The organism is Paeniglutamicibacter sp. NPDC012692 (assembly GCF_042901625.1).
Taxonomy (GTDB): Bacteria; Actinomycetota; Actinomycetes; order Actinomycetales; family Micrococcaceae; genus Paeniglutamicibacter.
This window is the reverse complement of sequence record NZ_JBIBDE010000007.1, coordinates 122,124-145,441: the sequence shown is the minus strand read 5'-3', so window position 1 is coordinate 145,441 and position 23,318 is coordinate 122,124. Positions and strand designations below refer to the sequence as shown.

At 66.7% G+C, this 23,318-nt stretch carries 19 protein-coding genes; 8 read left to right on the top strand and 11 right to left on the bottom strand.

Going from position 1 to position 23,318, the window contains the following annotated elements; all coding sequences use genetic code 11:
• Positions 1 to 17: 17 nt before the first annotated feature.
• From ACFY5D_RS19840 to ACFY5D_RS19820, 5 genes are all read right to left on the bottom strand, one after another.
• Positions 18 to 1,016 carry an intradiol ring-cleavage dioxygenase gene (locus ACFY5D_RS19840; RefSeq protein WP_387533900.1) on the bottom strand — a complete coding sequence of 333 codons (999 nt, stop codon included), beginning with the start codon at positions 1,014 to 1,016 and terminating at the stop codon, positions 18 to 20.
• A gap of 116 nt (positions 1,017 to 1,132) precedes the next feature.
• On the bottom strand, positions 1,133 to 3,796 hold the full coding sequence (gene hrpB / locus ACFY5D_RS19835) for an ATP-dependent helicase HrpB (RefSeq protein WP_387533898.1): 2,664 nt from the start codon (positions 3,794 to 3,796) through the stop codon (positions 1,133 to 1,135).
• A gap of 19 nt (positions 3,797 to 3,815) precedes the next feature.
• Positions 3,816 to 4,550 (bottom strand): ABC transporter permease, encoded by a 735-nt coding sequence (locus ACFY5D_RS19830; RefSeq protein WP_387533896.1) that lies wholly within the window; start codon positions 4,548 to 4,550, stop codon positions 3,816 to 3,818.
• Positions 4,547 to 5,365, bottom strand: coding sequence for an ABC transporter ATP-binding protein (locus ACFY5D_RS19825; RefSeq protein ID WP_387533894.1), 819 nt, complete (start codon positions 5,363 to 5,365; stop codon positions 4,547 to 4,549). Before ACFY5D_RS19825 ends, ACFY5D_RS19830 begins: the two co-directional genes overlap by 4 nt.
• 66 nt (positions 5,366 to 5,431) lie before the next feature.
• The gene (locus ACFY5D_RS19820) at positions 5,432 to 6,229 is read right to left on the bottom strand and encodes an alpha/beta fold hydrolase (RefSeq protein ID WP_387533892.1); all 798 of its coding nucleotides are present in this window, start codon (positions 6,227 to 6,229) and stop codon (positions 5,432 to 5,434) included.
• A 51-nt stretch (positions 6,230 to 6,280) separates the two neighbouring features.
• Here ACFY5D_RS19820 and ACFY5D_RS19815 point away from each other — a divergent pair, with 51 nt between their 5' ends.
• The 4 genes from ACFY5D_RS19815 (at position 6,281) to ACFY5D_RS19800 (ending at position 10,921) form a co-directional block, all read left to right on the top strand.
• Entirely contained in the window at positions 6,281 to 7,468 is a 1,188-nt protein-coding gene (locus ACFY5D_RS19815) for an acetyl-CoA C-acyltransferase (RefSeq protein WP_387533890.1), read from the top strand.
• A 281-nt stretch (positions 7,469 to 7,749) separates the two neighbouring features.
• Positions 7,750 to 7,887, top strand: a complete 138-nt coding sequence (locus ACFY5D_RS19810) for a hypothetical protein (protein ID WP_387533888.1) — start codon at positions 7,750 to 7,752, stop codon at positions 7,885 to 7,887.
• Between the two features lie 343 nt (positions 7,888 to 8,230).
• Complete coding sequence (locus ACFY5D_RS19805; RefSeq protein WP_387533999.1) at positions 8,231 to 9,295, top strand: aldo/keto reductase; 1,065 nt, start codon at positions 8,231 to 8,233, stop codon at positions 9,293 to 9,295.
• Between the two features lie 216 nt (positions 9,296 to 9,511).
• Positions 9,512 to 10,921 (top strand): NAD-dependent succinate-semialdehyde dehydrogenase, encoded by a 1,410-nt coding sequence (locus ACFY5D_RS19800; protein ID WP_387533886.1) that lies wholly within the window; start codon positions 9,512 to 9,514, stop codon positions 10,919 to 10,921.
• Positions 10,922 to 11,114: 193 nt separating this feature from the next.
• Here ACFY5D_RS19800 and ACFY5D_RS19795 read toward each other — a convergent pair whose 3' ends face one another.
• Entirely contained in the window at positions 11,115 to 11,477 is a 363-nt protein-coding gene (locus ACFY5D_RS19795) for an META domain-containing protein (RefSeq protein ID WP_387533884.1), read from the bottom strand.
• A 298-nt stretch (positions 11,478 to 11,775) separates the two neighbouring features.
• Between ACFY5D_RS19795 and ACFY5D_RS19790 the strand changes: the two genes are divergently transcribed.
• Complete coding sequence (locus ACFY5D_RS19790) at positions 11,776 to 13,104, top strand: AI-2E family transporter (RefSeq protein ID WP_387533882.1); 1,329 nt, start codon at positions 11,776 to 11,778, stop codon at positions 13,102 to 13,104.
• A 108-nt stretch (positions 13,105 to 13,212) separates the two neighbouring features.
• On the opposite strand, the gene ACFY5D_RS19785 is transcribed toward ACFY5D_RS19790, so the two are convergent.
• Complete coding sequence (locus ACFY5D_RS19785; protein WP_387533880.1) at positions 13,213 to 14,742, bottom strand: SH3 domain-containing protein; 1,530 nt, start codon at positions 14,740 to 14,742, stop codon at positions 13,213 to 13,215.
• Positions 14,743 to 14,758: 16 nt separating this feature from the next.
• Between ACFY5D_RS19785 and ACFY5D_RS19780 the strand changes: the two genes are divergently transcribed.
• Complete coding sequence (locus ACFY5D_RS19780) at positions 14,759 to 15,016, top strand: hypothetical protein (RefSeq protein ID WP_387533878.1); 258 nt, start codon at positions 14,759 to 14,761, stop codon at positions 15,014 to 15,016.
• 36 nt (positions 15,017 to 15,052) lie between these two features.
• On the opposite strand, the gene ACFY5D_RS19775 is transcribed toward ACFY5D_RS19780, so the two are convergent.
• The 4 genes from ACFY5D_RS19775 to ACFY5D_RS19760 all read right to left on the bottom strand — a co-directional run bounded on the left by ACFY5D_RS19775 (position 15,053) and on the right by ACFY5D_RS19760 (position 20,367).
• Complete coding sequence (locus ACFY5D_RS19775) at positions 15,053 to 16,006, bottom strand: SH3 domain-containing protein (protein ID WP_387533876.1); 954 nt, start codon at positions 16,004 to 16,006, stop codon at positions 15,053 to 15,055.
• A 721-nt stretch (positions 16,007 to 16,727) separates the two neighbouring features.
• Positions 16,728 to 17,222 (bottom strand): ferritin, encoded by a 495-nt coding sequence (locus tag ACFY5D_RS19770; RefSeq protein ID WP_387533874.1) that lies wholly within the window; start codon positions 17,220 to 17,222, stop codon positions 16,728 to 16,730.
• Between the two features lie 178 nt (positions 17,223 to 17,400).
• Positions 17,401 to 17,796, bottom strand: coding sequence for a hypothetical protein (locus tag ACFY5D_RS19765; RefSeq protein ID WP_387533872.1), 396 nt, complete (start codon positions 17,794 to 17,796; stop codon positions 17,401 to 17,403).
• A gap of 174 nt (positions 17,797 to 17,970) precedes the next feature.
• Positions 17,971 to 20,367 (bottom strand): Tex family protein, encoded by a 2,397-nt coding sequence (locus ACFY5D_RS19760; protein ID WP_387533871.1) that lies wholly within the window; start codon positions 20,365 to 20,367, stop codon positions 17,971 to 17,973.
• Positions 20,368 to 20,588: 221 nt separating this feature from the next.
• Here ACFY5D_RS19760 and ACFY5D_RS19755 point away from each other — a divergent pair, with 221 nt between their 5' ends.
• Both ACFY5D_RS19755 and ACFY5D_RS19750 read left to right on the top strand, forming a co-directional pair.
• Positions 20,589 to 22,046: an aminopeptidase P family protein gene (locus ACFY5D_RS19755; RefSeq protein WP_387533869.1), complete on the top strand. Its 1,458-nt coding sequence runs from the start codon at positions 20,589 to 20,591 to the stop codon at positions 22,044 to 22,046.
• The gene (locus ACFY5D_RS19750; RefSeq protein ID WP_387533867.1) at positions 22,043 to 23,260 is read left to right on the top strand and encodes an amidohydrolase family protein; all 1,218 of its coding nucleotides are present in this window, start codon (positions 22,043 to 22,045) and stop codon (positions 23,258 to 23,260) included. Before ACFY5D_RS19755 ends, ACFY5D_RS19750 begins: the two co-directional genes overlap by 4 nt.
• The last annotated feature ends 58 nt before the right edge of the window (positions 23,261 to 23,318 follow it).

Below are 23,318 nucleotides of genomic sequence, written 5' to 3'. Positions count from 1 at the left end.
ACCGCCCTGCGGAATCCCTAGCCGTTTCCGTTCGTTGTCGCTCCGGGAGCAGCCGACGGCTGGCCCGATGGCGGGGTGCCGCCGGGACCTCCGGGTCCGCCGGACGGGGGCGCACCGTTCCCGCCTCCGGGCATGGAACCACCGGTCGGCGCGGTCCGGGTGTCCACCCCGACGTCGAGCACCACCTTGTACCCCTTGGAAAGATCCCCGGTGACGGTGGCCAGCTGGCTGGCGCCCGAGTCGTCGCCGAAGACGTTGTCCGTCGCCAGGGACAACTGTGACAGGTTCTTGACCGATGCCGAATAGCCGTCGGTGGCGAAGACCGCATCGGAAACGTCCTGCGGCAGGGCCACCTGCGAGGTGGCGATCGCCTTGGAGACGTCGGCGATCGAGGCCGCGTCCGGGTACACCTCGAAGTGGATGTGCGGCCAGCGGCCCGTGTAGCAGGCCGGGAAGATGCTGGTGTAGCGCACGGTTCCCGCGGCGTCGGCGATCTGCACGCCGCGCAGGTAGTTCTCCTTCTCCACGGCGGCGGAATACATCGAGTAGTTGCCCTCGCGGTCGCAATGCCACACATACACGGCCACCCCGGCAAAGGCCGCCCCTCCGTTGGCCAGGTCCTTGATGTTCAGCTCGAGGGTCATCGGGATGCCTGCGGCCGTGGTGGTCGAGTCGCCGAAGCTGGAGCGGATGTCGCTGCGCACGATCCCGCTCTGTTCCAGCACGTCGGGTCCGTTGGACCCGTCGCCAGGATAGGGTCCGGCGGTCTCGTCGGGGATCTCCCCGGCGGAGGTGCCCGACGCGCCAGCGGTCTTGGCGGTCGCGGAGCAGGCGGCCAGCCCCAGTGCCAGCGCGCCGACTCCGAAGGCCTTGAGCGCGGTGCGGCGCCCCAACAAGGTCTGCACATCGAACCCGAGCCCCTGGTCCTCCAGGTCGTCCTCGGGGCGGGGCAGGACCCTGCCCTGGAAACGCGGGTGCGCGGCACCCGAGGGGTCGTGGCCTTGGATCGGTTCCATGGTGGGGGTCCTCGTTTCTTCTTGGCTCCGGCGGAGCAAGCTGTCGTCGGATCCCCACGCTATGACCCGTGCCTATGGCGCGGCTGTGCCGCGCCCCGGCAACGGCTATGCGCCCCCTATGCCTCGCCCATGCGGCGCTTGACGTGCCGGGTGGCCGGCGCGGTCCAGGGGTCCTCCGGCCACGGGTGCTTGGGGTAGCGGCCGCGGTTTTCGGCACGCACCTGGGAGTAGGGGCCGGACCAGAACGACGCCAGGTCGTCGGTGACGGCCAACGGACGCCGGGCCGGGGACAGCAGGTGGAAAAGGATCGGCACCCGGCCCCGCACCAGTCGCGGGGATTCGGCGAGTCCGAAGCATTCCTGCAGCTTCACCGACACCACCGGCCTGGACCCGGGCTCGTCGACCGGCGGGTAGTCGATGCGGATGTTCGACCCGCTGGGCACCGCGAGGTGTTCGGGTGCCAGCTCGCCGAGCTTCGAGGCCTCGGGCCAGGGCAGCAGGCGGCGCAACGCATCGGTGAGGTCCAGGGCGGAGGCCGGCTTGCCGACGGCGAGCGCCTCCAGCTCGGGAGCCAGCCAGTCGCCCGCCGCGGCAATGAGGGAATCGTCGTCCATGGCCGGCCACGGGTCGCCCAGTTCGCGGTGGACCAGGGCGAGCCTGCGGCGCAGGGCGTCGGCGGAGGCGGAGAAGGTGAGCATGCCGAGCCCGTTCTCCCGCAGCGCCGCCAGCACGGCGTCCCGGCCCTGGGCGCGCGTGGGCATCACGGGGGTGTTCTCGAGTTCGATGGCACCGAGGGTGCGCACCCGGCGGGCGCTGAGCTTTCCTCCGGCGAAGCGCGTGCGGGTTTCCTCCCCGATCAGGTGGGCGGCGGCCCGGGCGGCGGTGTCCGCGTCCAGCGGCGCCGCGGCACGGATCAGCGCCCCGGTTCCCGCGGCGTCGCGGCCAGCGGCCCGGGCGACCTCCGCGACGGCCAGCCATTCGTGGTGCGCCAGCGCGCTTCCGGCCGGCAGCCCGGCGCGGGTTCCCGAGGCCAGCAGGTAGGTGGTTCCGGAGGCACCCGGCACGCGTCGTGCCACCTGGGCGGGGTAGGCCAGCGCCACGACGAGGCCGGCCGCGTCCTCCCCGGTGGCCGCGGGGCTGGCGGGGGCCGTGGCGGAACCGGCCCCGGCGCGTTCCACCAAGCGCTGCAGCCTGGCCGATTCCTGCTTCCAGGCCCTGGCCTGCGGGTGGGTGCCCCGCCGCAGGGACTTGAGCAACTCCCCCAGGTCCGCGGCCTGCGCCCGGTAGTCGCCGGCGAGCATCGCGACCAGGGCGGCGACGTGCGGGGCACCCACCATCGGGGCCCCGTCCAGCAACGCCCGGCCCAGCCGCGGGTCGGCGGGGATGGAGGCCAGCCTGCGGCCCAGGCCCGTGGCGTGCCCGGTCTCGTCGATGGCGCCCAGCTGGCCCAGGACCGTGAGCGCGTCGGCAAGGCTGTTGGCCGGCGGTGCCTCCGGCAGGTGCAGGCCCTCCCCGCCCGGCGCTCCCCAGCAGGCCAGCAGCAGGGCCGCGGAGGCCAGGTCGGCGACGGTGATCTCTGCCCGCGGGTGCGCCGGGGCCGCCGCGAAGCTCTTCTCCTCGAAGCAGCGCACCACGGTGCCGGGGCCCTGACGGGCGGCGCGTCCGGCACGCTGCACGCAGGAGGCCCGCGACGCGGAGACGGTGACCAGCCCGCTCATGCCGCGGACGGCGTCCCGGCGCGGTTCGCGGGCCAGGCCGGAGTCGACGACCAGCCTGACGCCGGGCACCGTCAGCGAGGATTCGGCCAGCGAGGTGGAGACGATGATGCGCGGGGCCCCCTGGGCCTCGCGCCCGGAGACGGCGCGGTCCTGCAGCGCGGGTTGGACCTGTCCGTGCAGTTCCAGCACCTCGGTGCCCGGGGCCAGGTTGCGCAGCTGCGCGGCGACCTCCGCCACCTCCCAGGCGCCGGGCAGGAAGACCAGCGCGTCGATCTCCGGGTTATCGGCCAGCGCCCGGGCGTGGGCACGCGCCGCGGTGGCCGCGACGTGGGCGAGGAAGGTGCGGGACACTCCGCGGTCGGTCAGCCGGGAACCGACGCCCGGCACCCAGTCCACGGTGAGCGGGTGCAGCGCGGAGGGGCAGTCCACCACGGCGGCGGGGCCCTCGCCGCCGGCGTCGCCGATCAGCGCGGCGAAACGCGGGGCGTCGAGGGTCGCGGACATGGCCAGCAGCATCAGGTCCCCGCGCAGCTCGTGGACCTCGCGCAGCATGCCGACCAGCAGGTCCGTCTCGAGGCCGCGTTCGTGGACCTCGTCGATGATGACCGCCTCGATCCCGTCCAGCCCGGGATCGGCCAACAGCCGGCGCAGCAGGATGCCGGGCGTCACGAATTCCACGAGCGTTTCCGGGCCCGCCTGGTGTTCCCCGCGCACGCTGAACCCGACGCGGGTGCCCAGCGGGCTGCCGTCCAGCGAGGCCAGGCGCCGTGCGGCGGAGCGCGCGGCGACCCTGCGGGGCTGGGTGACCAGGATGCGCCCGGCTCCCCCGGCGCGTTTCAGCACCAGGTTCGCCACGAGCGGCGGCACCAGCGTCGTCTTGCCGGTGCCCGGCGGCGCCTGGATGACGGCCGTCCCCGCTTCCCCGCCCGCAGACAGGACCCGCGCAAGCTCCGGCAGGGATTGCGCGAAGACCAGGCCCCGACCGATGTTCTCGAGGTCGAAGGTGCCTGGGTCCACGGTGCCGGGGGTTGCCCGCAAAAGCTGCTCACTCACCCGGTCCATTATCCCCGGGCGACCCGCGCTAGTTGGTGCGCCGGCGCAGCGTCACCGACCCCAGGGCGATCGCCACCACGATCCAGATGGCGATGAACCCCAGCCGCAGCCAGATGTACGCCGCGTCCTGGTCGCCGCGGGCCACGGCGGTCAGCGCGTCGATCGCGTGGCTCAGCGGGAGCCAGTCGCCGATCGCCTCCAGCGCGGCCGGCAGCTGGTCGCGCGGCAGGAAGATCCCGCCCAGCAGGATCTGCGGGAAGATCAGCGCCGGCATGAACTGCACCACCTGGAACTCGGTGCGCGCAAAGGCGCTGGCCAGCAGGCCCAGCGAGGTGCCCAGCAGGGCGTCGGCGACAGCCACCGCAAAGAGCAGGCCCAGGTTGCCGGAGACCTCCAGCCCGCACACCCACACGGCGAAGCCCACGGCGATGCCCGTCTGCACGACAGCCAGCAGCCCGAAGGCCAGCGCGTAGCCCAGGATGAACTCGGCCTTGCCCAGCGGGAGCGAGAGCAGGCGCTCCAGGGTGCCGCTGCGCCGCTCGCGCAGCGTGGCGATGCTTGTCACCAGGAACATGACGATGAACGGGAAGAGCGCGATCATCGCCGGGCCGATGCTTGCGAACACCGGGGTGTCCGTGAAGATCCAGGACACCAGCCCGATCAGCAGGGCGGGCACCAGCAGCAAGAGCGCCAGGGTGCGGTGGTCATGGCGGATCTGGGTGAGCACCCGCTCGGCGGTGGCCAGGACCCAGGTCGGCTTCATGGTGTCTCCCCCGTCGCGCGGTGCTTGCCCGGGCCGCTGCCCAGGGCCGACGGGGCGGCGCTCCCGCCTGATTCCGTCCCGGTATCCGACCCGGTTTTTTCGCCGGCCCGGATCAGGGCCAGGAACGCATCCTCCGCGGTCGCGGTCCCGGTGCGCGCCAGCAGGCCCGCGGGCGTATCCTGCGCGATGATCCTGCCCTCGCGCATCAGCACCAGCGAGTCGCAGCGGGTGGCCTCGTCCATCACGTGGCTCGAGACAAGCAGCGTCGCGCCGTCGGCCGCCAGCTCGGCAAAGAGCCTCCAGAGCTCGACGCGCAGCACCGGATCCAGGCCGACCGTCGGCTCGTCGAGCACCAGCAACTCGGGTGCGCCCAGCAGCGCGATGGCCAGCGACAGCCGGCTGCGCTGCCCGCCGGACAGGTCCCCGGCCATCGAGCGGGCCACCGAGCCCAGGTCGGTGCGTTCGATGACCCGTTGCACCTGGGCGTCGTCGGCACCGATGACCCTGGCGAAGTAGCGCAGGTTCGCGGCCACCGGCAGGTCGTCGTAGACGGCCGCGTCTTGGGTCATGTAGCCGACCCGGTGCCGCAGCGCCGCGGATCCGGCTTCGTCCCCCAGCACCTCCACGAGGCCGCCTGCAATGACTTGGGTTCCGACGATCGAGCGCAGCAGCGTCGACTTGCCGCAGCCGCTGGGGCCCAGCAATCCCACCACTTCCCCGCGCGGGATCCTGAGGTCCAGGCCGTGCAGCACGGGGTTCTTCCCGCGCGTCACGCTCAACCCGGAGATCGAGACAGCAGCCTCTTGTGCTTCCATTTCTTGAGTCTTGACCCTGGGGCACCGCCGGTCAAGTGCCGGTTGCCGGCCCGGAACACGGCGGTGTCAGCCGCCCTCGTGTTGGCGCAGGAACGGCAGCAGCTCGTCCAGGATCGGTTCGGGCGGGAACAGCGTTCCGCCGTGGGTGCGCCCGGGAAGCTCGACCAGCCGCGCGTCGGGCATCAGGTCGGCCATGATGCGGGAGTGCTCGATGCGCGGCGAGTCCCGGGTTCCGGTCATCAGCAGCGTCGGGGTATGGATCTGTTGCAGCAGCATCTCGCTGATTCCCGGGCCGGACTCGGTGGCCTCGAAGTACGCCGCGAGCGCCAGCGGGTCGTTGGAGGCAAAAGCCAGCCGGGTGGCCGGGTCCAGTTTCCCGCCGCCGGCCTCCATGCCCGCGATGAACCCCTCCATGTCCCCGGCCTTGAGCACCTCCAGGTACCCGTCGAAGAAGAGCGCGGCAAGCTGGCCCTCCTCGATGGCGTGGGTTCCCCCGAGCATTGCCAGGGACCGCACCTTCTGCGGGGAGCGGGCGGCCAGCGCCAGGCCGACGCGTGCGCCGAAGGAGTACCCGACGATGTGCACCGACTCGTGGCCCGTGGCGTCCAGGACGGCATGGACGTCGCCGAGCATCGATTCCATGGAATAGGCGGACGCCTCGTGCGGCTTGCCCGAGCGTCCGTGCCCGCGCAGGTCCATGCGGATGGTGGAGAATCCGGGTTCCAGCGCCCTGACGTAGCCCAATCCGCGCCAGATCGATCGCGAAAGCGCCGAGCCGTGCAGGAGCAACACCGGCGGGGCTTCCGTGGCGCTCGCGTCGAAGTGGATAGTGTGGGCATCAACCGGATTTACTGCATGGGGCATGCCCTCGAGCTTATGGCAACGGCGCCCCGACCCGAGAAAAGGACAGTTGTGATGAATGACGACCTGACCCCCGTGATTGTTGCCGGGGCCCGCACGCCCTTCGGGAAGTTCCGCGGTGCGCTGTCCTCGGTGCAGGTCAACGACCTGGGCGCCCACGCCATCGCCGCCGCACTGGAACGCAGCGGGGTGCCGGCCGAAAAGATCGGCCACGTGATCGTCGGCCAGGTCATCCTGGCCGGTGCCGGCCAGGGGCCGGCGCGCCAGGCCGCGATCAAGGCCGGCATCGGGTGGAACGTCCCGACGGTGACCGTGAACAAGCTCTGCCTGTCGGGCCTGACCGCCGTGATCGATGCCGCCCGCATGATCCGCTGTGGCGAGGCCGATTTCATTATCGCCGCCGGCCAGGAGTCCATGTCCAACGCCCCGCACCTGGTGCGCGGGATGCGGTCGGGGCTCGCCATCGGTGACCGCGGCATGGAGGACTCGCTGAACCACGACGGGCTTGACGATCCGTTCTCCGGCGAGCTCATGGGTTCCGCAACCGACCGCGGCAACATCGAACGCGGCATTCCGCGCGCCGAGCAGGACGCCTTCGCCGCGGCCTCGCACCAGCGGGCGGCTGCCGCCCGGGAAGCGTTGGACGCCGAAATCGCTCCGATCAGCATTCCGCAGCGCCGCGGCGAGGATCTGGTGGTCTCCCGGGACGAGGGAATCCGGCCCAACACTACGGCCGAGCAACTGGCAGCCCTGCGCCCGGCGTTCTCCACGGATCCCGCCGCGACGATCACCGCGGGGTCCTCCTCGCCACTCTCGGACGGTGCGGCGGCACTCGTCGTTGCTTCCAAGGGGGCGGCACGCAGGGCCGGTTTGGGCTGGCTGTGTGAAATCGGCGCCCACGGGCAGACGGCCGGACCCGATGGTTCCCTGCATTCACAGCCGAGCGACTCGATCCTTGCCGCCCTGGCCAAGGAGGGACTGAAAGCATCGGACCTGGACCTGATCGAGATCAATGAGGCGTTTGCCTCGGTGGTGCTGCAGTCCGCCAAGGACTTGGGGCTCGACCCCGGCACGATCAACAGGGAGGGTGGGGCCATCGCCCTGGGCCACCCGGTCGGTGCATCCGGCGCCCGGCTGGTGCTGCACCAGGCCATGGAACTGGCCCGTCGCGGTGAAGGCGTCGGCGTGGTGGCACTTTGCGGCGGCGGCGGGCAGGGCGACGCATTGATCCTGCGCGCATGATTTCACACGTGGCTGTCGGGGCTTATACAGCGAACGCATAGCTTGGTTTCCTAGAGTAATTACTACCTCATGAAGGTGCGAGTGATGAGAGCACCGGTTGGATTTCAGGTTTATTCCCCCAAACCTTTCCGACCGGTGCTCAACCTTTTAAGCAGCATTGTTTCACCACGGCGAGGGATGGCCTACCCCCTCGACATTGCTTCCACTTGAGACCAGACTGGAGATAGTGGAACCCTCCGATTCGAAGGGCACCTCGCACTACGGATTTAGGAGCGCGTGTGATGAGTGAAGAACCAACCGAAGAAGTCGTCGAAGCCGAAGAAAAGCCGGAGCACCATGCCAGCGAGCACGACGAGGCCTTGGTCGAGGAGTGGGAAGACGAATCCTTCCCGGCGTCGGATCCACCGTCGAATTATTAGCTCATTGCATACTGCCAAGGAATACTCAGCTACCACACAGCTTCGCAAAATAGGCTGAAGCTACCTTCTCAAGGTGCGAGTGATCAGAAGAACCGGTCGCGGCGGAGTTTCACCTCCTTAGCCGTCACGACCGGTTCTTCACTTTTAACTTCAGGCCGCTTCTTGCAGCGGTCCTGGCCGGCAACACCGCGACATTTCGCCAAAACTGTCACAATCGCACAAATTAACACACGATTTAGCACAGAAAACCGGTTTCATATGGACGTCGGGGGCACTGGCGACAAGAATGGACGAGGGCAAAACGCCCCTCATGATCGCTACCCCGCAGGAGAACACCCTCACCATGGCCGAAGAGCTCCGCTATTCCCCCGTTCCCGAAACACACCAGCCGTACGTTGCCGCGGCCGACCGCTACGCATCCACCGGCTACCGCCGGGTGGGAAACTCCGGATTGGTCCTGCCTCCGATCAGCCTCGGCCTGTGGTGGAACTTCGGTGACAACCGTCCGTTCGACACCCAGCGCGAGGTGTTGCGCCATGCCTTCGACCACGGCATCACCCACTTCGACCTGGCCAACAACTACGGCCCGCCCTACGGATCGGCGGAAGAAAACTTCGGCCGCATGATGCGCGGCGACTTCAAGGCCTACCGCAACGAACTCATCATCTCCTCGAAGGCCGGCTGGGACATGTGGCCAGGCCCGTACGGCAACCTGGGATCGCGCAAGTACATCATGGCCTCGGCCGACGAATCCCTCGCACGCATGGGCCTGGACTACGTGGACATCTTCTACTCGCACCGCCCGGACCCGGGGACCCCGATCGAGGAAACCATCGGCGCCCTCGATACGTTGGTTCGCCAGGGCAAGGCCCTCTACGTCGGCATTTCCTCCTACTCCCCGGAGCGCACCGCCGAGGCCGCACGGGTCGCCAAGGAAATGGGCACCCCGCTGGTCATCCACCAGCCCTCCTACTCCATGCTCAACCGCTGGGTCGAGGACGGACTGCTCGACACGCTCAAGGAACACGGCATGGGGTCGATCGCCTTCACCCCGCTGGCCCAGGGCCTGTTGACGAACAAGTACCTCACGGATGAATCCGCGATTCCGGCGGGCGGCCGCAACTCCCTCGAGGGACACCTGACCCCGGAAAACCTTGAAAAGATCCGGAACCTGGCACGCGTCGCATCCGAACGCGGACAGTCCCTGGCGCAGATGGCCATCGCCTGGTTGCTGCGGGACGGCGGCGTGACCTCCGTCCTGATGGGCGCCTCCTCGACGGCGCAGCTCGACGAGAACCTGGGAGCACTGGAGAACACCGCCTTCACCGCCGAAGAGCTGGACCTGATCGACAGGATCGCCCTGGGCGAGGCCGGCATCGACCACTGGCGCACGGCCGCCACAAGCTAAGCGGCCCGCGCCAAACGACTTGAAACCCTGCGAAATACGTATTTCGCAGGGTTTCAAGTCGTTAACGACGAATACCGAAGTAGCTGAATTCTAAGGCTGCGGATATGCTCGTAGGCGACCCGTGATGGGGTTCACAAATCGCGGTTTTCAAGACATGATAGAACCGTACGTGGCGAGCAACCCAGATTTCCGCCGCCCAGTGACTATAGAAGGAGCATGGCAGTGACCGCCAACGCCCAGACGACGACAGCCCCAGGCTACCGAGTTATCAACCCCGCCACCGGTGCCGTGGTTGAAGAATTCGCCACCGCAACCGACGCCGAGATCCAGGACGCGCTGTCCGCAGCCGAATCCGGCTACCAGTCCTGGAAGAACGTCGACATCAACGAGCGCGCAAAGATCGTTGCCCGCGTGGGTGAACTCTTCGCCGAACGAGCCGACGAACTTGCTGCCATCATCACCGAGGAAATGGGCAAGCCGCTCTCGCAGTCCAAGGGTGAAGCAGAATTCTGCAAAGACATCTTCGAGTACTTCGCCACCGAGGGCCCGTCCCTTGCCGCCAACCAGGAAATCAAGGCGATCGGCGGCGGCAAGGCCATCATCGAGCGTCTCCCGGTCGGCCCGCTGCTGGGCATCATGCCGTGGAACTACCCGTACTACCAGGTTGCCCGCTTCGCGGCACCGAACCTGGTGCTCGGCAACACCATCGTGCTCAAGCACGCCGAAACCTGCCCTCGCTCGGCCCTGGCCATCCAGAAGATCATGGACGATGCAGGCGTGCCGGCCGGCGTGTACAACAACGTCTTCGCCAGCCACGAGCAGATCTCCACGATCATCGCCGATGACCGTATCCAGGGCGTCTCACTGACCGGCTCCGAGCGTGCCGGCGCGATCATCGGCGAACAGGCCGGGCGCAACCTGAAGAAGGCCGTTCTGGAACTCGGCGGCTCGGACCCTTACGTGATCCTTGATTCTGCCGACATCGCACAGGACGCAGCGACGGCCTGGGGCACCCGCATGGAGAACACCGGTCAGGCCTGCAACTCCAACAAGCGCATGATCGTCATGGAAGACATCTTCGATGACTTCGTGGGCGAACTGACCAAGCTTGCCACCGGCCTCGTCCCGGGCGACCCGGCTGTCGAGGCAGAGGGCACCTTCGGTCCGCTCTCCACCCGCGGTGCCGCAGAAGCCCTGGCCGCGCAGGTCCAGGACGCCGTCGACAAGGGCGCAACCCTGCACGCCGGCGGAGTACTGCACGAAGGCCCGGGCGCCTACCTGGCCCCGACCGTCCTTTCGGGCATCACCAAGGGCATGCGAGCCTACTACGAAGAGCTCTTCGGCCCGGTTGCCGTTGTCTACAAGGTGTCCTCGGACGAGGAAGCACTCGAGCTGGCCAACGACTCCCAGTACGGCCTGGGCGGCGCTGTATTCTCCACAGACCCGGCGCGTGCAGCCAAGGTCGCATCACGTCTGGTGACCGGCATGGCCAACGTCAACACCCCGGCAGCCGAAGGCGCAGACATGCCTTTCGGTGGCGTGAAGCGCTCGGGCTTCGGCCGTGAACTCGGCCCGCTGGGCATGGAAGAGTTCGTCAACAAGCGTCTGTTCTACGTAGCCGACTAATTTCGTAGCTGCATGCACTTTGGCCGTGTAGGCCCCCATAACGGGGCCTACACGGCCAAAGCTTCTTAAAGACCCCTGCGAAGCGCCCGTCGCCCGGCTCACCAGGGTGGAACGCTCGGGGATACGGCAAGCGGGCACTCTTGCGCCTTCAAGGCCACGGAACCGATCTGCGCGGCGGGGTTCCGGTCCGTGCCTATTCGGAATGTTTGAGCGTGCCGATGGCAGCGTCCTTGGCGTTGAAGATTTCCAGCGAACCCGAAACGATTTTTGCGGATGTCGCATCCGAGAGCCAGGTATCCACGCCCTCACAGAACATCCGGGTTGAGGCCAGCGGGCCAAAGATGACCTTGCCGTCGGATTCTTTCCAGGTTCCGACCAAACGGTTGCATCCGTCGGTTCCGTGCAAGGTTCCGCCTTCTTCCAAGACAAGCTGCGGTTTCCCTTCTTCCGTCACGCCCCAGGTACCCACCGGGTTCGGCTCTTCGGCGGTTCCGGCAGCACAGGCGGACAAGAGCAAAGCGGCACCCAAGGCGGCGGCCAGACCGATCTTCTTCATGTGCTCAGCTTACGACGCGCCCAACGCCATTCGCAGTAGTTGAGCCGCGCTTATGCGATTCGTGACGGACTTTCCGACGATCTGCGCCATACATATTCGAAATGCCTAGTTTTTGCGTTGGGCACACGTTCTCCAAAACCTCGCGGGACAATTCACTAATCAGTTCTTCAGCGCGGAAACTCGATTCACACAAGTCTTTAATTGGCTCAACGTCACTGCCCTGCACGCATTGCGAAATACGCGTGGACCCGAATTACTGAATAGAGTGGTGGTATTGCCCATTGCAAGGAGTCAGGTTATGTCAGTGAAGCGAAACCGGAGGGCGGGCCGAGGCCCGAACCCGTCCGAGACGCCGTCCGTATCAAGCGCGGTTGCAAATCCGCCGCATTACACGGTCTCCGGCCTGTGGACCGACGGTTTGGGACGTTCGGCCATCCGCGCCGTCCAAATCCTTGTCGTTGCGTGCCTGGCCGCAGCTGCCATCTTCGTCTTGCTGCGCCTGAGCCTCATCGCGCTGCCCGTGCTGCTGGCCCTGATTGTTTCCAGCGCGCTGTGGCCACTGGTACGAGCGCTGCGCAAGGTCATGTCGTCGTTGCTGGCTGCCTGGACGGTCTTCTTGGGCTCGCTTCTGGTGCTTGGGGGAATCGGTACCGCGCTGGTGTACTCGGTGTTGGCCGAATGGCCTACCTTGGTCGCCAAGGGTGTTGAAGGCTTCAACAAGATACAGGGCATGCTGAACCAATTGCCATGGACGATTTCGCAGGAACAAATCAATCAGGCAATCAAACAAGTCACGGGCTTCCTCACAAGCTCACAGTTTGGCGCCGGAGCACTCAACGGAATCTCCGCCGCCGGGAACTTCTTCACCGGGCTCGTATTGCTGCTGGTGATCCTGTTCTTCTTCCTCAAGGATGGGGACAAGATCTGGGCGTTCTTCATTTCGTGGATGCCCCGGCACCAAATGCACAGGTGGCAGGCCTCGGGTGCGCGAACCGTTGAAACCCTCGGCGGTTACATGCGTGGAACGGCAACCATTGCCGCCGTCGATGCCATCTGCATTACCGTGGCTTTGCTGCTTCTCAGGGTGCCGTTGGCGATCCCGCTCGGCGTGGTCACGTTCATGGCCTCATTCATCCCGATGGTCGGCGCCACCTTTGCCGGTGCCCTCGCCACATTGGTCGCATTGGTGACCAACGGCCCGGTCGTGGCTCTCATCGTGGTCGGCGCCGTGATCGTGATCCAGCAGCTCGAAGGCAATTTCCTGCAGCCAGTGGTCATGGCCCATGCCCTGAACCTGCATGCCCTGGTGATCTTGCTGGCATTGGCTGCCGGAACCGTGCTGGGTGGACTTGTTGGTGCCGTGCTGGCCGTGCCGTTGACCGCCGTGGCTTGGTCGATCACCAAGATCTGGGCGGGCCGTGACCTGCAGGCAAAGGCGCTCGACGACACCGATGAACCGGCGGACGGGGAATCGCCCGCCGCACACGTCGTGGCTCCAGCGGCGACCTCATCGCCCCGCGAAGACGAGGCCAGCTCCGACGCCGCGGGGGCAACCTCGAACGAGTCCGGGCAGCCTCACACAAGATTGCCCGTGCCCGGGAACACTCCGCCGGAAACGTCCGTATAGCCGCCGCTGAGACGACGGAATCGCAATGGGCGGTGGATCCAAACAATCTGTTTGGATCCACCGCCCATTGGCGTTTTCAGGTCTGCACGCTTTGGGCGATGAGTCGGCCTACTTCAGGTACTTCTTCTTGACCCACCCCGTCTTGCCCGCATAGCGGACCTGTGACCATGAACCCTTAGCGGCCTTGAAAGTCACCTTTTTGCCCTTGGGAATGACGAGAATCGATTTGCTGGACGTCGAAGCCGACTTGCGCAGATTCAGGCCGGTCTTGGTGGTCTTGGTCTTGACGGGCGCCTTGTAAACGGCCAGTTGTTTCGCGGGAACCCACCCCGTCTTGCCCGCATAGCTCACCCGCAACCAAGAACCGCTCTTCGCGTTTACGGTCACCTTCTTTTTCGCTGCGACGCTTCGAACCGATGCCGACTTGGAATCCGGAGACTTCCGTATCGTGACCTTCGCCTTCGTCGTGTAGGACTTCTTCTTCAGCGACGTCACGGCTGGTGGCTTTTGGGTCGGAGGCTGTGCGGTGGATCCGGCTTTCATCAGGTCTGCAGTTCGGAGCCACCCGGAGACCTTTCCTGCCTGGATCTGGGACCAGGTGCCGACGGTACGGCGGATGCTCACCTGTGTTCCGCGTTTGAGCGACTGGGTCTCCGCGTAGCTGTATCCGGCGCCACTTCGGAGTTTGAGGTCGCGGGTCACTTGATGGGTCGTGGCAACCGTCGAGGGGTCAATGTCTGCGATCTTGCTGATGAGCGCGGACGAAACCCAGCCTTCGTTGCTCCCGTATTTCACGCGCGTCCAGCCGCTGGCGCTTTCATATGCCTTGAGGGTTGAACCTGCCGGCAGCGTCGTAATCCTCGAGTACCAGCTGGCCGCGCCCGAACGCATGTTCAGCACGTCGGGGTTCCTATAGGTCGCAAAGGGGATTTTTACGCCGTTGGTCACGGTTCCGGCGGTCGTCAGCGACCCGGCAGGGGCTTCAGCAAGCTTTCCGGGAGAGACTGCAAAGCGGTTCATCCACCCGGCAAGCGAGCCGTACTGTACCTTGACGAAGTCGCCATTGAGCAACCCGTTGATCGCACCGGGTTTGCTCGTGACCTCGGTGTTTCGCCCAGGACGGCCCAAGACCTTGGAGGAGGTCGAGGCGGACGCAAACACCTCGGTCTTGCCCCTCGCGTAATAGGTGCAGCTCTTGTTGTAGCCTGCGTAGTTCGCGGCGGCGTTGGCTTTCAGGTCCACGCCGCGGTTCTTGAGGAACGTGACAGGATTAAGCACATTGGCATCGGAAGAGTAGAACCTGTCCTTCCAGATCTCCAGGTGCAAGTGTGGGCCGGTTGCGGGTCCCGAGTCACCCACCCTCGCGATCTGTTCTCCCGCCTTGACCACGTCGCCGACCTCGACCATGACGTCGTTGGGCCACATATGCATGTACGCGAATTCATACCTGGCGCCATCGATCTGGTGTTCGACAACGATGATGCCCGACTTCGTGCTGGTACCCTTCACGATCGAGCGAACCTTGCCGGTGGCGATGGCATAGATCGGTTCGTTGTCGTCCGCACCCATGTCCTGGCCCAGGTGGAACGTTGACCCACCGATCACCGGGATGCAACGCGGTCCCATGGGGGAGGTCATCTCATACTGTTTGGCCTTGAGCGGCAACACGAAGGCCGGCGTTCGGGTCGTGGCGGCGCTCTCGGTGTCCATTGGCGCCATCGCCGCTGCCGGTAGCGTGCTGAACGTCAATGCGGCGGCAATTGCCCCGGATAATAGCGCCCGTAAGTATCGTGGTGCGGTCTTCACCAATGGTCTCCCCCTCAAGAGTTTTGGGCCCACGGATGGGCCCAAAATGCTGCAGGCATCTTTGATGCGATTCATCGCATCGCTCCTTACCTTATGCAAGAAGTGATTACCGCGCAGGGAAAAACCTTTTTTGACGGCGTTTCTAACGCAGGTGGGAGGTGTTTACCCAACCGTTGAAACGCCCATACTGAACTTTGGTCCATTGCCCACGATTGGCAATTGCGAGTAGTTCTTCCCCGGCATTGATCTGTGTCAGCGCACGGTAGTTGGCCGAGGCACCCTGGTACAAGGTCGTTTGCACTGCGGTCACGGGGGTGGTTGAGGAGAGATACCGAGGTTGCAGCTGGCTGGCCGGAACCCAGCCTTGCTCCTGGTCAATGACGATCCGGCGCCAAGCCCCCAGGGATCCGTTAACCCGGACCATGGTTCCAGCCTGAAGGATCCGCATGACGGGATACTGGTCCCCCACTCCCGTCCGCACGTTGAGTCGGACCGTTGTCGTGAATTCGACGGGGGCCAGGGATTGGATTCCGGTGGCGGGGCGCTGGATGTTGACTTGTTCAAGGTATGCGCTGGGAACCCATCCGGTGTCCTGCCCCGTGGCTACCTTGGTCCAGGTTCCGGTCTCGTCAAGTTTGCGAACGAGAACGTCGGCCGCCAGTACCCGCAACACCGGGTAGTTGGTTCCCGAGCCCTTGCGCAGGTTCAGGTCCGCGGTACTGCGATGCGTGGGGATGAAGTCGTCATCGGCAGGCTCGGCAGGACTGGCCGCACTTCGCGGGGTGAAGCCCCGGGCAATCACGGGAGCTGGTTTTGGCGCGCGGACAATCGGCGGTGTCACTGCTTGGACGACGGAAAGACGTTCGAGGCACTGCGCCGGCAACCAGCCGAAGTTCTGCTGGTGTTGCACGCTGGCCCACAGACCGCTGATACGCAGCAAGTAGACTTCCGAGCCTTCGGCCAAAATGCATTGCGTGGCGTAGTGCCGCCCAGCCCCCTTGCGCAGCTTGAGCTCCGACGTCGTTCGGTGCGTGGGTCCCGCAACGACAACCGCAATGGGGATCGGGTTGGTGCGCGCAAAATCGGCTTTTTTCATGGCTTACCCGCACTTCGGGCAGCGCCAGGGAGGCATTCTTTTATGGTGAGGATTGCACATACGTGAAACACGTTCTGATGACCTCACTGAGTGAATTGGAAAGATGTGGGTGGCGCCTGGATCCGTGGTGCTGGCGGGAACACGCGAAAATACCCAAAAGCTGCGTGTACGTACCTACATGTTATTGCACACACGGCAAAGGCCCCCAGTCAGCGACCGGGGGCCTTTGTCACACCCACTTGGGGGCATGTAACCAAGCCGCACTTTTACCTGGACATTTGTGGTTTTCAGCGGCGCGTCCGAACGCCGCACCGGCGTTCGCAATGGGGCACTCTGCGGGCCGGAAATCACAACGATCCCGTCGGGTGTGCCGGACTACGAAGCTACGCTCATCCAGGTACCGGCGTCTTGGGGCATGTTCATGAGTGAGAACTCCCAATTCACGCCGACGCAACCGGCTCATGCATCCCCCAAGAACCCACGATCCGGTAGCGACAGCCCAATCCGTCGACGCGGAAGTCCGCGAGTACGAATTTCACGCTTGCCTGATCGAGTTCTTCGAGTCCCGTCCCCAGGCAATCCTCGATTGCTCGATCCAACGGGGCAGGTGCTTCACACATCAGTCCCGTTGGATCGTGGTGCTTGGAGGCCGGATCCATTTGGGCCGTCCGGACCGAGACGCGAACCGCACCATCCCGCATGCGGCCATGTTGGTGGCGTGTTATGCCTGGCGGGTCGCCAATTCTGCGTCCAGTCGCAGCAAGCCGTTGCCTTCATTGCCGATCATTTTCACGCGGTCAAGGATGCCGCCGACTGTGGCTTCCTCTTCAACCTGTTCTTCGATGAACCAGTTCAGCAGTGGCACCGAGTCGATGTCTCCCTCGTTCTGGGCCAAGCGGTACAAATCGCGGATGGATTCGGAGACCTTCTTTTCGTGCGCCAGCGATGCAACGAATGCGTCCTGAACGGTTTCGACGAAAACGTCCGGCGCGCTCAAGGTGCCGATGCGGGGATGGGCCGCCCGGTCAACCATGTGTGTGGTGAACTTTTCGGCGTGTTCCAGTTCCTCGGCTGCCTGGGCGCGGAACCAACCGGCGATGCCGGGCAGGCTCAGCACATCCATTTCGATGGCGAGCTGGCGGTACACGGTGGCAGCCTGGAGTTCGAGGGTGATCTGGTCGTTGAATGCGTCTGCAAGCTTTCCTGTAAGTTCCATACCGAACACGCTACGGGTTCTCTCGTGCCTTGTCACCGAAGTACGGCCGTACTTACCGGGCCACAAATATGGCACACAAATGGGTCCGGTAAACCCCGGGCAAGGTGAAGCTCACCTAACGGACGGCTACGTCGCGACCGGATCCCTGAACCGGCCGGAAGGCCCTCCCGCCTACCGCCTAGGCTTCGGCGGCAGGCGCCTTCTTGTGGATCTTGGAGGTGACCCACTGGGCATCACGGACACCAAGCAACAGCCCCGCAACCAGGATTGCCAGGCTGGCCAGCAGCGAGCCACGGTGAACCGCATCCGGGATGTCAACGAAGAAGCCGGCGACCGCGGGGACGACCAGCACGGCCGCCCCGGCAACGAGCCCGATGTTGGTCTTGGCCGCAGCGGCGTGGTGCCCCAAAAGCCAGCACCTGTCGCAGTGGGTCACGGCCTTGGTCCGGATCCCGATCAACGAATTGCGCCCGAGCCTTCCGGTGGACAGCGACCGCAAGGACAAACCCACGAAGCCAAAAACCAGCAGCACCAGAAGTGTCATGGCCAGCTCGATGAGCGACTCGGTTTCCATGCGTTGCGTCTCCCTGAATCCGGCCGCCCGCCCTGAAACCCAGGAGGCGCAGCAAATCACGCAATCTTACTATGCGTGTTTTTGCCTGACTTCCCACCGCGCCCACAAACAGCTGGGGCAGGGCCCGTGAAGCGGACACTGCCCCTGCCAAGCTGCAACGCTTGGCCGCTGGGTTCAGCCGCCCAGGCCGGCCCGGCGCAACGCCTCCGCCATGGCGGTGTTGGCGTTGGAACCGGCGCCTCCGGCGGCTGCGTTGCCCTGCTTCGGACGTGCCGGCCGGGAGCCGTTGCCCGGCCCGCGTTCGCCCCGAGCATCCCCGCCGCGCGGCTGACGCGGGCCGCGCTGTTCGGGGCGCTGGCCGTCGCGCTCGGGCTTGGCCGCGGCGGGCTCGTCGTCAAGGCGCAGGGTCAGCGAGATGCGCTTGCGCACGGGATCGACCTCCAGCACCTTGACCTTGACGACCTGCCCGGAGGTGACGACGTCGCGCGGATCGGAAATGAACTTGTTGCTCATCGCCGAGACGTGGACCAGGCCGTCCTGGTGCACCCCCACGTCGACGAACGCGCCGAAGGCCGCGACGTTGGAGACGGTGCCCTCCAGGATCATGCCGACCCGCAGGTCGCCGATCTTCTCCACGCCCTCCTTGAGGTTGGCGGTCTTGAAGTCCGGGCGCGGGTCGCGGGCCGGGCGCACCAGCTCGGCGATGACGTCCTGCACGGTGGGCAGGCCGAACTGGTCGGTGACGAAGTCGGCGGCATTCAGGGTGGACACCGACTGGTTCCCGGCCGTCGCTGCACCCAGCAACGCCTCGGCCAGCCCGTAGGCCTCCGGGTGCACGGCCGAGGCGTCCAGCGGCTGCTTGCCGCCGGTGACGCGCAGGAAGCCGGCGCACTGCTCGAACGCCTTGGCGCCCAGGCGCGGCACCTTCAGCAGCGCCTTGCGGGTGGCGAAGGGTCCGTTGGCGTTGCGGTAGTCGACGATGTTGCGGCTCAGCAGCGGGCCGACGCCGGCGACGCGGGCCAGCAGCGCCGGGGAGGCGGTGTTCACGTCGACGCCCACGGCGTTCACGCAGTCCTCCACCACGGCGTCCAGCGAGCGGTCCAGCTTCGCCGGGGTCAGGTCGTGCTGGTACTGGCCCACGCCGATCGACTTGGGCTCGATCTTCACCAGCTCGGCCAGGGGATCCTGCAGTCGGCGGGCGATCGACACGGCACCGCGGATCGAGACGTCGAGGTCGGGCAGCTCTGCGCTGGCCAGCGCGGAGGCGGAGTAGACGGAGGCGCCGGCCTCGGAGACGATCACCTTGGCGGGCTTGTTGGTCAGCTTGGCGATGACCTCGCCGGCCAGCTTGTCGGTTTCCCGGCTGGCGGTGCCGTTGCCCACCGCGATGAGTTCGGTGCCGTGCTTCTGCGCCAGTGCGACAAGCGTTGCGACGGACTGGTCCCACTTGTTGGCCGGGGCGTGCGGGTAGATGGTCGCGGTGTCCACGACCTTGCCCGTCGCGTCGACGACGGCGACCTTCACGCCGGTGCGCAGACCCGGGTCCAGGCCCAGCACGGCGCGGTTGCCGGCGGGGGCCGCGAGCAGCACGTCGCGCAGGTTCGCGGCGAACACCTTCACGCTGGCCTCCTCCGCGGCTTCGAAGAGGCTGGTGCGCAGGTCCGACTCGAGCCGGGCGAGCAGGCGCCCGCGCCAGGCCAGGCGCACGGTCTGGCCGAGCCACTTGCCGGCCGGGGCGTCGGCATTCGCCTTGATGCCCAGCGACCTGGCGACGGCGGCCTCGTAGCCGGCGCGGGCCTCGGCGAGCGCGTCCTCGTCGCGCGGGTCTGCCTCGGCCAGCTCCAGGTTCAGCGCGCCGTCCCGCTCGCCGCGCAGCAGGGCCAGCACCCGGTGGGAGGGCTGGGTGGCGACCGGCTGGACGAAGTCCTCGTAGTCGGAGAACTTCGCGGCGTCCGCGGCGGCGACGCCGGGCGCGGTCTTGGAGGCGATCTTGCCCCGGGTCCACAGCCGCTCGCGCAGTTCGCTCACCAGCACGGCGTCCTGGGAGGCGCGTTCGGTCAGGATCGCACGGGCGCCGGAGAGGGCGTCGGCGGCCGCATTGATCTCGTGCTCGGTGTTCAGGAAGCCGGCGGCCAGCGCCTCCGGGTCCTGGGTGGGGTCGGCAACCAGCGAATCGGCCAGCGGTTCCAGGCCCGCCTCGCGGGCGATCTGCGCGCGGGTGCGGCGCTTGGACTTGTACGGCAGGTACAGGTCCTCGAGCTCCGACTTGGTGGCGGCGGCGTTGATCGCGGCCGCCAGCTCGGGGGTCAGCTTGCCCGCGTCGTCGATGGACTTCAGGATCGCGGCGCGGCGGTCCTCGAGCTCGCGCAGGTAGCGCAGCCGCTCCTCGAGCATGCGCAACTGGGCATCGTCCAGGGTGCCGGTGGCTTCCTTGCGGTACCTGGCAATGAACGGCACCGTGGAACCGGCATCGAGCAGTTCGACGGCGGCCTTCACCTGCCAGGTGGCAACGGGGGTGGTGCCTGCCGAAAGTTCGGCGGCAATGGTGTCAAAAATTCGCTTCTGGCTCACCCGTACTAGTTTGCCGCATGCACCGGCGCGGATGCGGGTGCGAACCGCGCACGCCTCCGCGCCGCGGCGGCCTTCGGTGCAAACGCCGCTGTCGTAAATACGACAGCGCGCAAGGCGGCGCCCGGATGCCCAAACATGCGATGCTTGATTTCGACTGTGTCGGGAGCCTGGCGGCTACCGGGCCAGGTCGTCCCAGTACCCAGCGAAGGAAGCCGCGAGCAGTGAACACCTCCGAACAAAAGACCGCATCCATGCCGGCGCCAAAGAAAGCCGACCCGAAGCTGCCCCGGCTGGCCGAGGTCCCCGCATTCACCGAGTGGATGGCGCAGGGCTGGGCGGATCCGGAGCGCACCCCCGCGGCCGGCGTGGATGCCGCGGCGGCAGCCGCTGCCCACCGCAACAAGCTCTCCGCGGCGCTTCCCGGGTCGACCATCGTGGTCGCCGCCGGCTGGGCGCCGGTCCGCAGCAACGACTGCTTCTACGAGTTCCGACCGCACTCGGACTTCCTCTGGCTGACCAACTGCAACGCCGAGGGCGCCGTGCTGGTTGGCACCCCGCGCCCCGGCGGCCACGACTACCGCCTGTTCGTCCCGGCCCCGGCGCTCCCGGGCGACCCGGCGTTCTTCACCAGCGCCGCGCACGGCGAGCTCTGGGTCGGCGCCGCACACGGCCCCACCCACTGGGAACAGGCCCTGGGCCTGCCCACCTCCCCGCTGAGCGCCCTCGATGCCGCGCTGTCCAAGCTTTCCGGCGCCGAGGCCGCGGGCAACCTGGATTCCTCCATGGTTTCCACGCACGGGCTGAACCCGTCGGCCACCCTGCGCCGCACCCTGGGCGAACTGCGCCTGTTCAAGGACGCCTGGGAAATCAACGAGCTGCGCAACTCGGTCATCCACACCGTCGAGGGCTTCTCGCAGGTCATCAACGAGATCCCCCGGGCCATCGCGGGCGGCGGCGAACGCTGGCTGCAGGGCACCTTCGACAGGGTGGCCCGCACCCACGGCCACGGCCCCGGCTACGCCACCATCATCGGCTCCGGCCACCACGCCCCAACCCTGCACTGGGTGCGCTGCGACGGACCGGTCCTCGAGTCCGAGCTGCTCCTGCTGGACATGGGCGTCGAGGAAAGCAGCTTCTACACCGCGGACGTCACCCGCACCTTCCCCGCCAACGGCCGCTTCACCACCGCCCAGCGCGAGGTCCACGACCTGGTCGAGAAGGCGCACCGCGCCGGCCTGGCCGAGCTGGCCCCCGGCAAGGACTTCACCGCCTTCCACTCCTCCATCATGGAGGTCATCGCCAACGGGCTGAGCGACTGGGGCATGCTCCCGGTCTCCGTCGACGAGGCGCTCTCCCCCGCGGGCCAGCACCACCGCCGCTGGCTGGTCTGCGGTGTCGGCCACCATCTGGGCCTTGACGTGCACGATTGCTCCTCCGCCTCCTACGAGGAGTACCAGGGCGCCACGCTGCAGGAAAACATGGTCCTCACCGTGGAACCGGGCCTCTACTTCCACAAGCACGACACCATGGTCCCGCCGGAACTGCGCGGCATGGGCGTGCGCCTCGAGGACGACCTGCTGATCACCGCCGACGGCTACGAGAATCTCTCCGACCCGCTGCCCATCGACGCCGCGGGCATCGAGGCTTGGATGGCGGCACAGGCGGGAAAGAACGCATGAGCACAGCATCCGCAGACCGCGTCCTGACCATCACCAACGCGCTCATCTTCGACGGCGAGAACCCGGAGCTCATCAAGGGCAACGTGACGTTCAGGGACGGACTGGTCTCCGCCATCGGCGAGCAGGAGGAAGGCGATCTGCTCGACGCCGGCGGCAAGGTCGTCATCCCGGGCCTCATCGACGCCCACTTCCACGCCTACGCCATCTCGCTGGACGGCTTCCGCAACGAACGCGGCCCGCTGTCCTTCGCGGCGCTCGCCGGGGCCAAGCGCCTGGGCGAGGCCCTGTCCCGCGGCTTCACCACCGTGCGCGACGTGGCCGGCGGCGACATCGGCCTCTCCTCCGCCATCAAGGGCGGGCTGCTGCCCTCCCCGCGCTACTTCTACACCGGCCCGGCGCTGAGCCAGACCGGCGGACACGGCGACCCGCGCGAGGCGGACGTCGATGTCTGCTTCGGCCACGGGCACATGTGCGAGGTCGTCGACGGGATCGAGCCGCTGCGCGTCGCGGTGCGCGAACGCCTGCGCACCGGCGCCCACGCCATCAAGATCATGGCCAGCGGCGGCGTGGTCTCGCTGACCGACCCGCTGGCCATCCCGCAATACTCGGACGAGGAGATCTCCGTGGTGGTCGCCGAGGCAACCCGCCGCGGTTCCTACGTGGCAGCCCATGCCTACTCCCCGGAGGCCATCGCCCATTCGGTGCGCAACGGCGTGCGTTCGATCGAGCACGGCAACCTGCTCGACGAGCCCACCGCAGCCCTCATGGCGGAGCACGGCGCGTTCCTGGTGCCGACGCTGGCCGCCTACGCGGCCATGGACCGGCGCGGGGACGAGGTCGGCCTGCCGGAGGTTTCCAAGGCCAAGAACCTGGAGGTCCTCACCGCGGGCGGCGAGGCCATCAAGCTTGCGCTGGCCGCCGGCATCCCGGTGGGCTTCGGCTCGGACCTGATGGGGGATCTGGCCGACGAACAGCTCAACGGGCTGGCCCTGCAGATCCAGGCCGTGGGCGTCTTTGAGACGCTGCGCTCGGCCACCAGCGTGAACGCCGCGCTGCTGCAGGAACCGACGCTGGGCCGTCTGGCCCCGGGCATGGTCGCCGACGCGCTCATCCTGGACGGGAACCCGTTCGAGGATCCCTCGGTGCTCTTCGACGAGTCACGTCCGCGCACCGTGGTCCAGTGCGGCGCCGTCGTAGACCACGCCGCCAGGTAGGAATCGAACAACACACGTGGCACGCGCGCCCGGCGGCATCTGGATGCCTCCGGGCGCT

Excerpts from the sequence above, each read along its gene's own strand:
- ACFY5D_RS19840 (WP_387533900.1), bottom strand. The coding sequence starts at position 1,016 with ATGGAACCGATCCAAGGCCACGACCCCTCGGGTGCCGCGCACCCGCGT.
- hrpB (WP_387533898.1), bottom strand. The coding sequence starts at position 3,796 with ATGGACCGGGTGAGTGAGCAGCTTTTGCGGGCAACCCCCGGCACCGTG.
- ACFY5D_RS19830 (WP_387533896.1), bottom strand. The coding sequence starts at position 4,550 with ATGAAGCCGACCTGGGTCCTGGCCACCGCCGAGCGGGTGCTCACCCAG.
- ACFY5D_RS19825 (WP_387533894.1), bottom strand. The coding sequence starts at position 5,365 with ATGGAAGCACAAGAGGCTGCTGTCTCGATCTCCGGGTTGAGCGTGACG.
- ACFY5D_RS19820 (WP_387533892.1), bottom strand. The coding sequence starts at position 6,229 with ATGCCCCATGCAGTAAATCCGGTTGATGCCCACACTATCCACTTCGAC.
- ACFY5D_RS19815 (WP_387533890.1), top strand. The coding sequence starts at position 6,281 with ATGAATGACGACCTGACCCCCGTGATTGTTGCCGGGGCCCGCACGCCC.
- ACFY5D_RS19810 (WP_387533888.1), top strand. The coding sequence starts at position 7,750 with ATGAGTGAAGAACCAACCGAAGAAGTCGTCGAAGCCGAAGAAAAGCCG.
- ACFY5D_RS19805 (WP_387533999.1), top strand. The coding sequence starts at position 8,231 with ATGGCCGAAGAGCTCCGCTATTCCCCCGTTCCCGAAACACACCAGCCG.
- ACFY5D_RS19800 (WP_387533886.1), top strand. The coding sequence starts at position 9,512 with ATGGCAGTGACCGCCAACGCCCAGACGACGACAGCCCCAGGCTACCGA.
- ACFY5D_RS19795 (WP_387533884.1), bottom strand. The coding sequence starts at position 11,477 with ATGAAGAAGATCGGTCTGGCCGCCGCCTTGGGTGCCGCTTTGCTCTTG.
- ACFY5D_RS19790 (WP_387533882.1), top strand. The coding sequence starts at position 11,776 with ATGTCAGTGAAGCGAAACCGGAGGGCGGGCCGAGGCCCGAACCCGTCC.
- ACFY5D_RS19785 (WP_387533880.1), bottom strand. The coding sequence starts at position 14,742 with ATGACCTCCCCCATGGGACCGCGTTGCATCCCGGTGATCGGTGGGTCA.
- ACFY5D_RS19775 (WP_387533876.1), bottom strand. The coding sequence starts at position 16,006 with ATGAAAAAAGCCGATTTTGCGCGCACCAACCCGATCCCCATTGCGGTT.
- ACFY5D_RS19770 (WP_387533874.1), bottom strand. The coding sequence starts at position 17,222 with ATGGAACTTACAGGAAAGCTTGCAGACGCATTCAACGACCAGATCACC.
- ACFY5D_RS19765 (WP_387533872.1), bottom strand. The coding sequence starts at position 17,796 with ATGGAAACCGAGTCGCTCATCGAGCTGGCCATGACACTTCTGGTGCTG.
- ACFY5D_RS19750 (WP_387533867.1), top strand. The coding sequence starts at position 22,043 with ATGAGCACAGCATCCGCAGACCGCGTCCTGACCATCACCAACGCGCTC.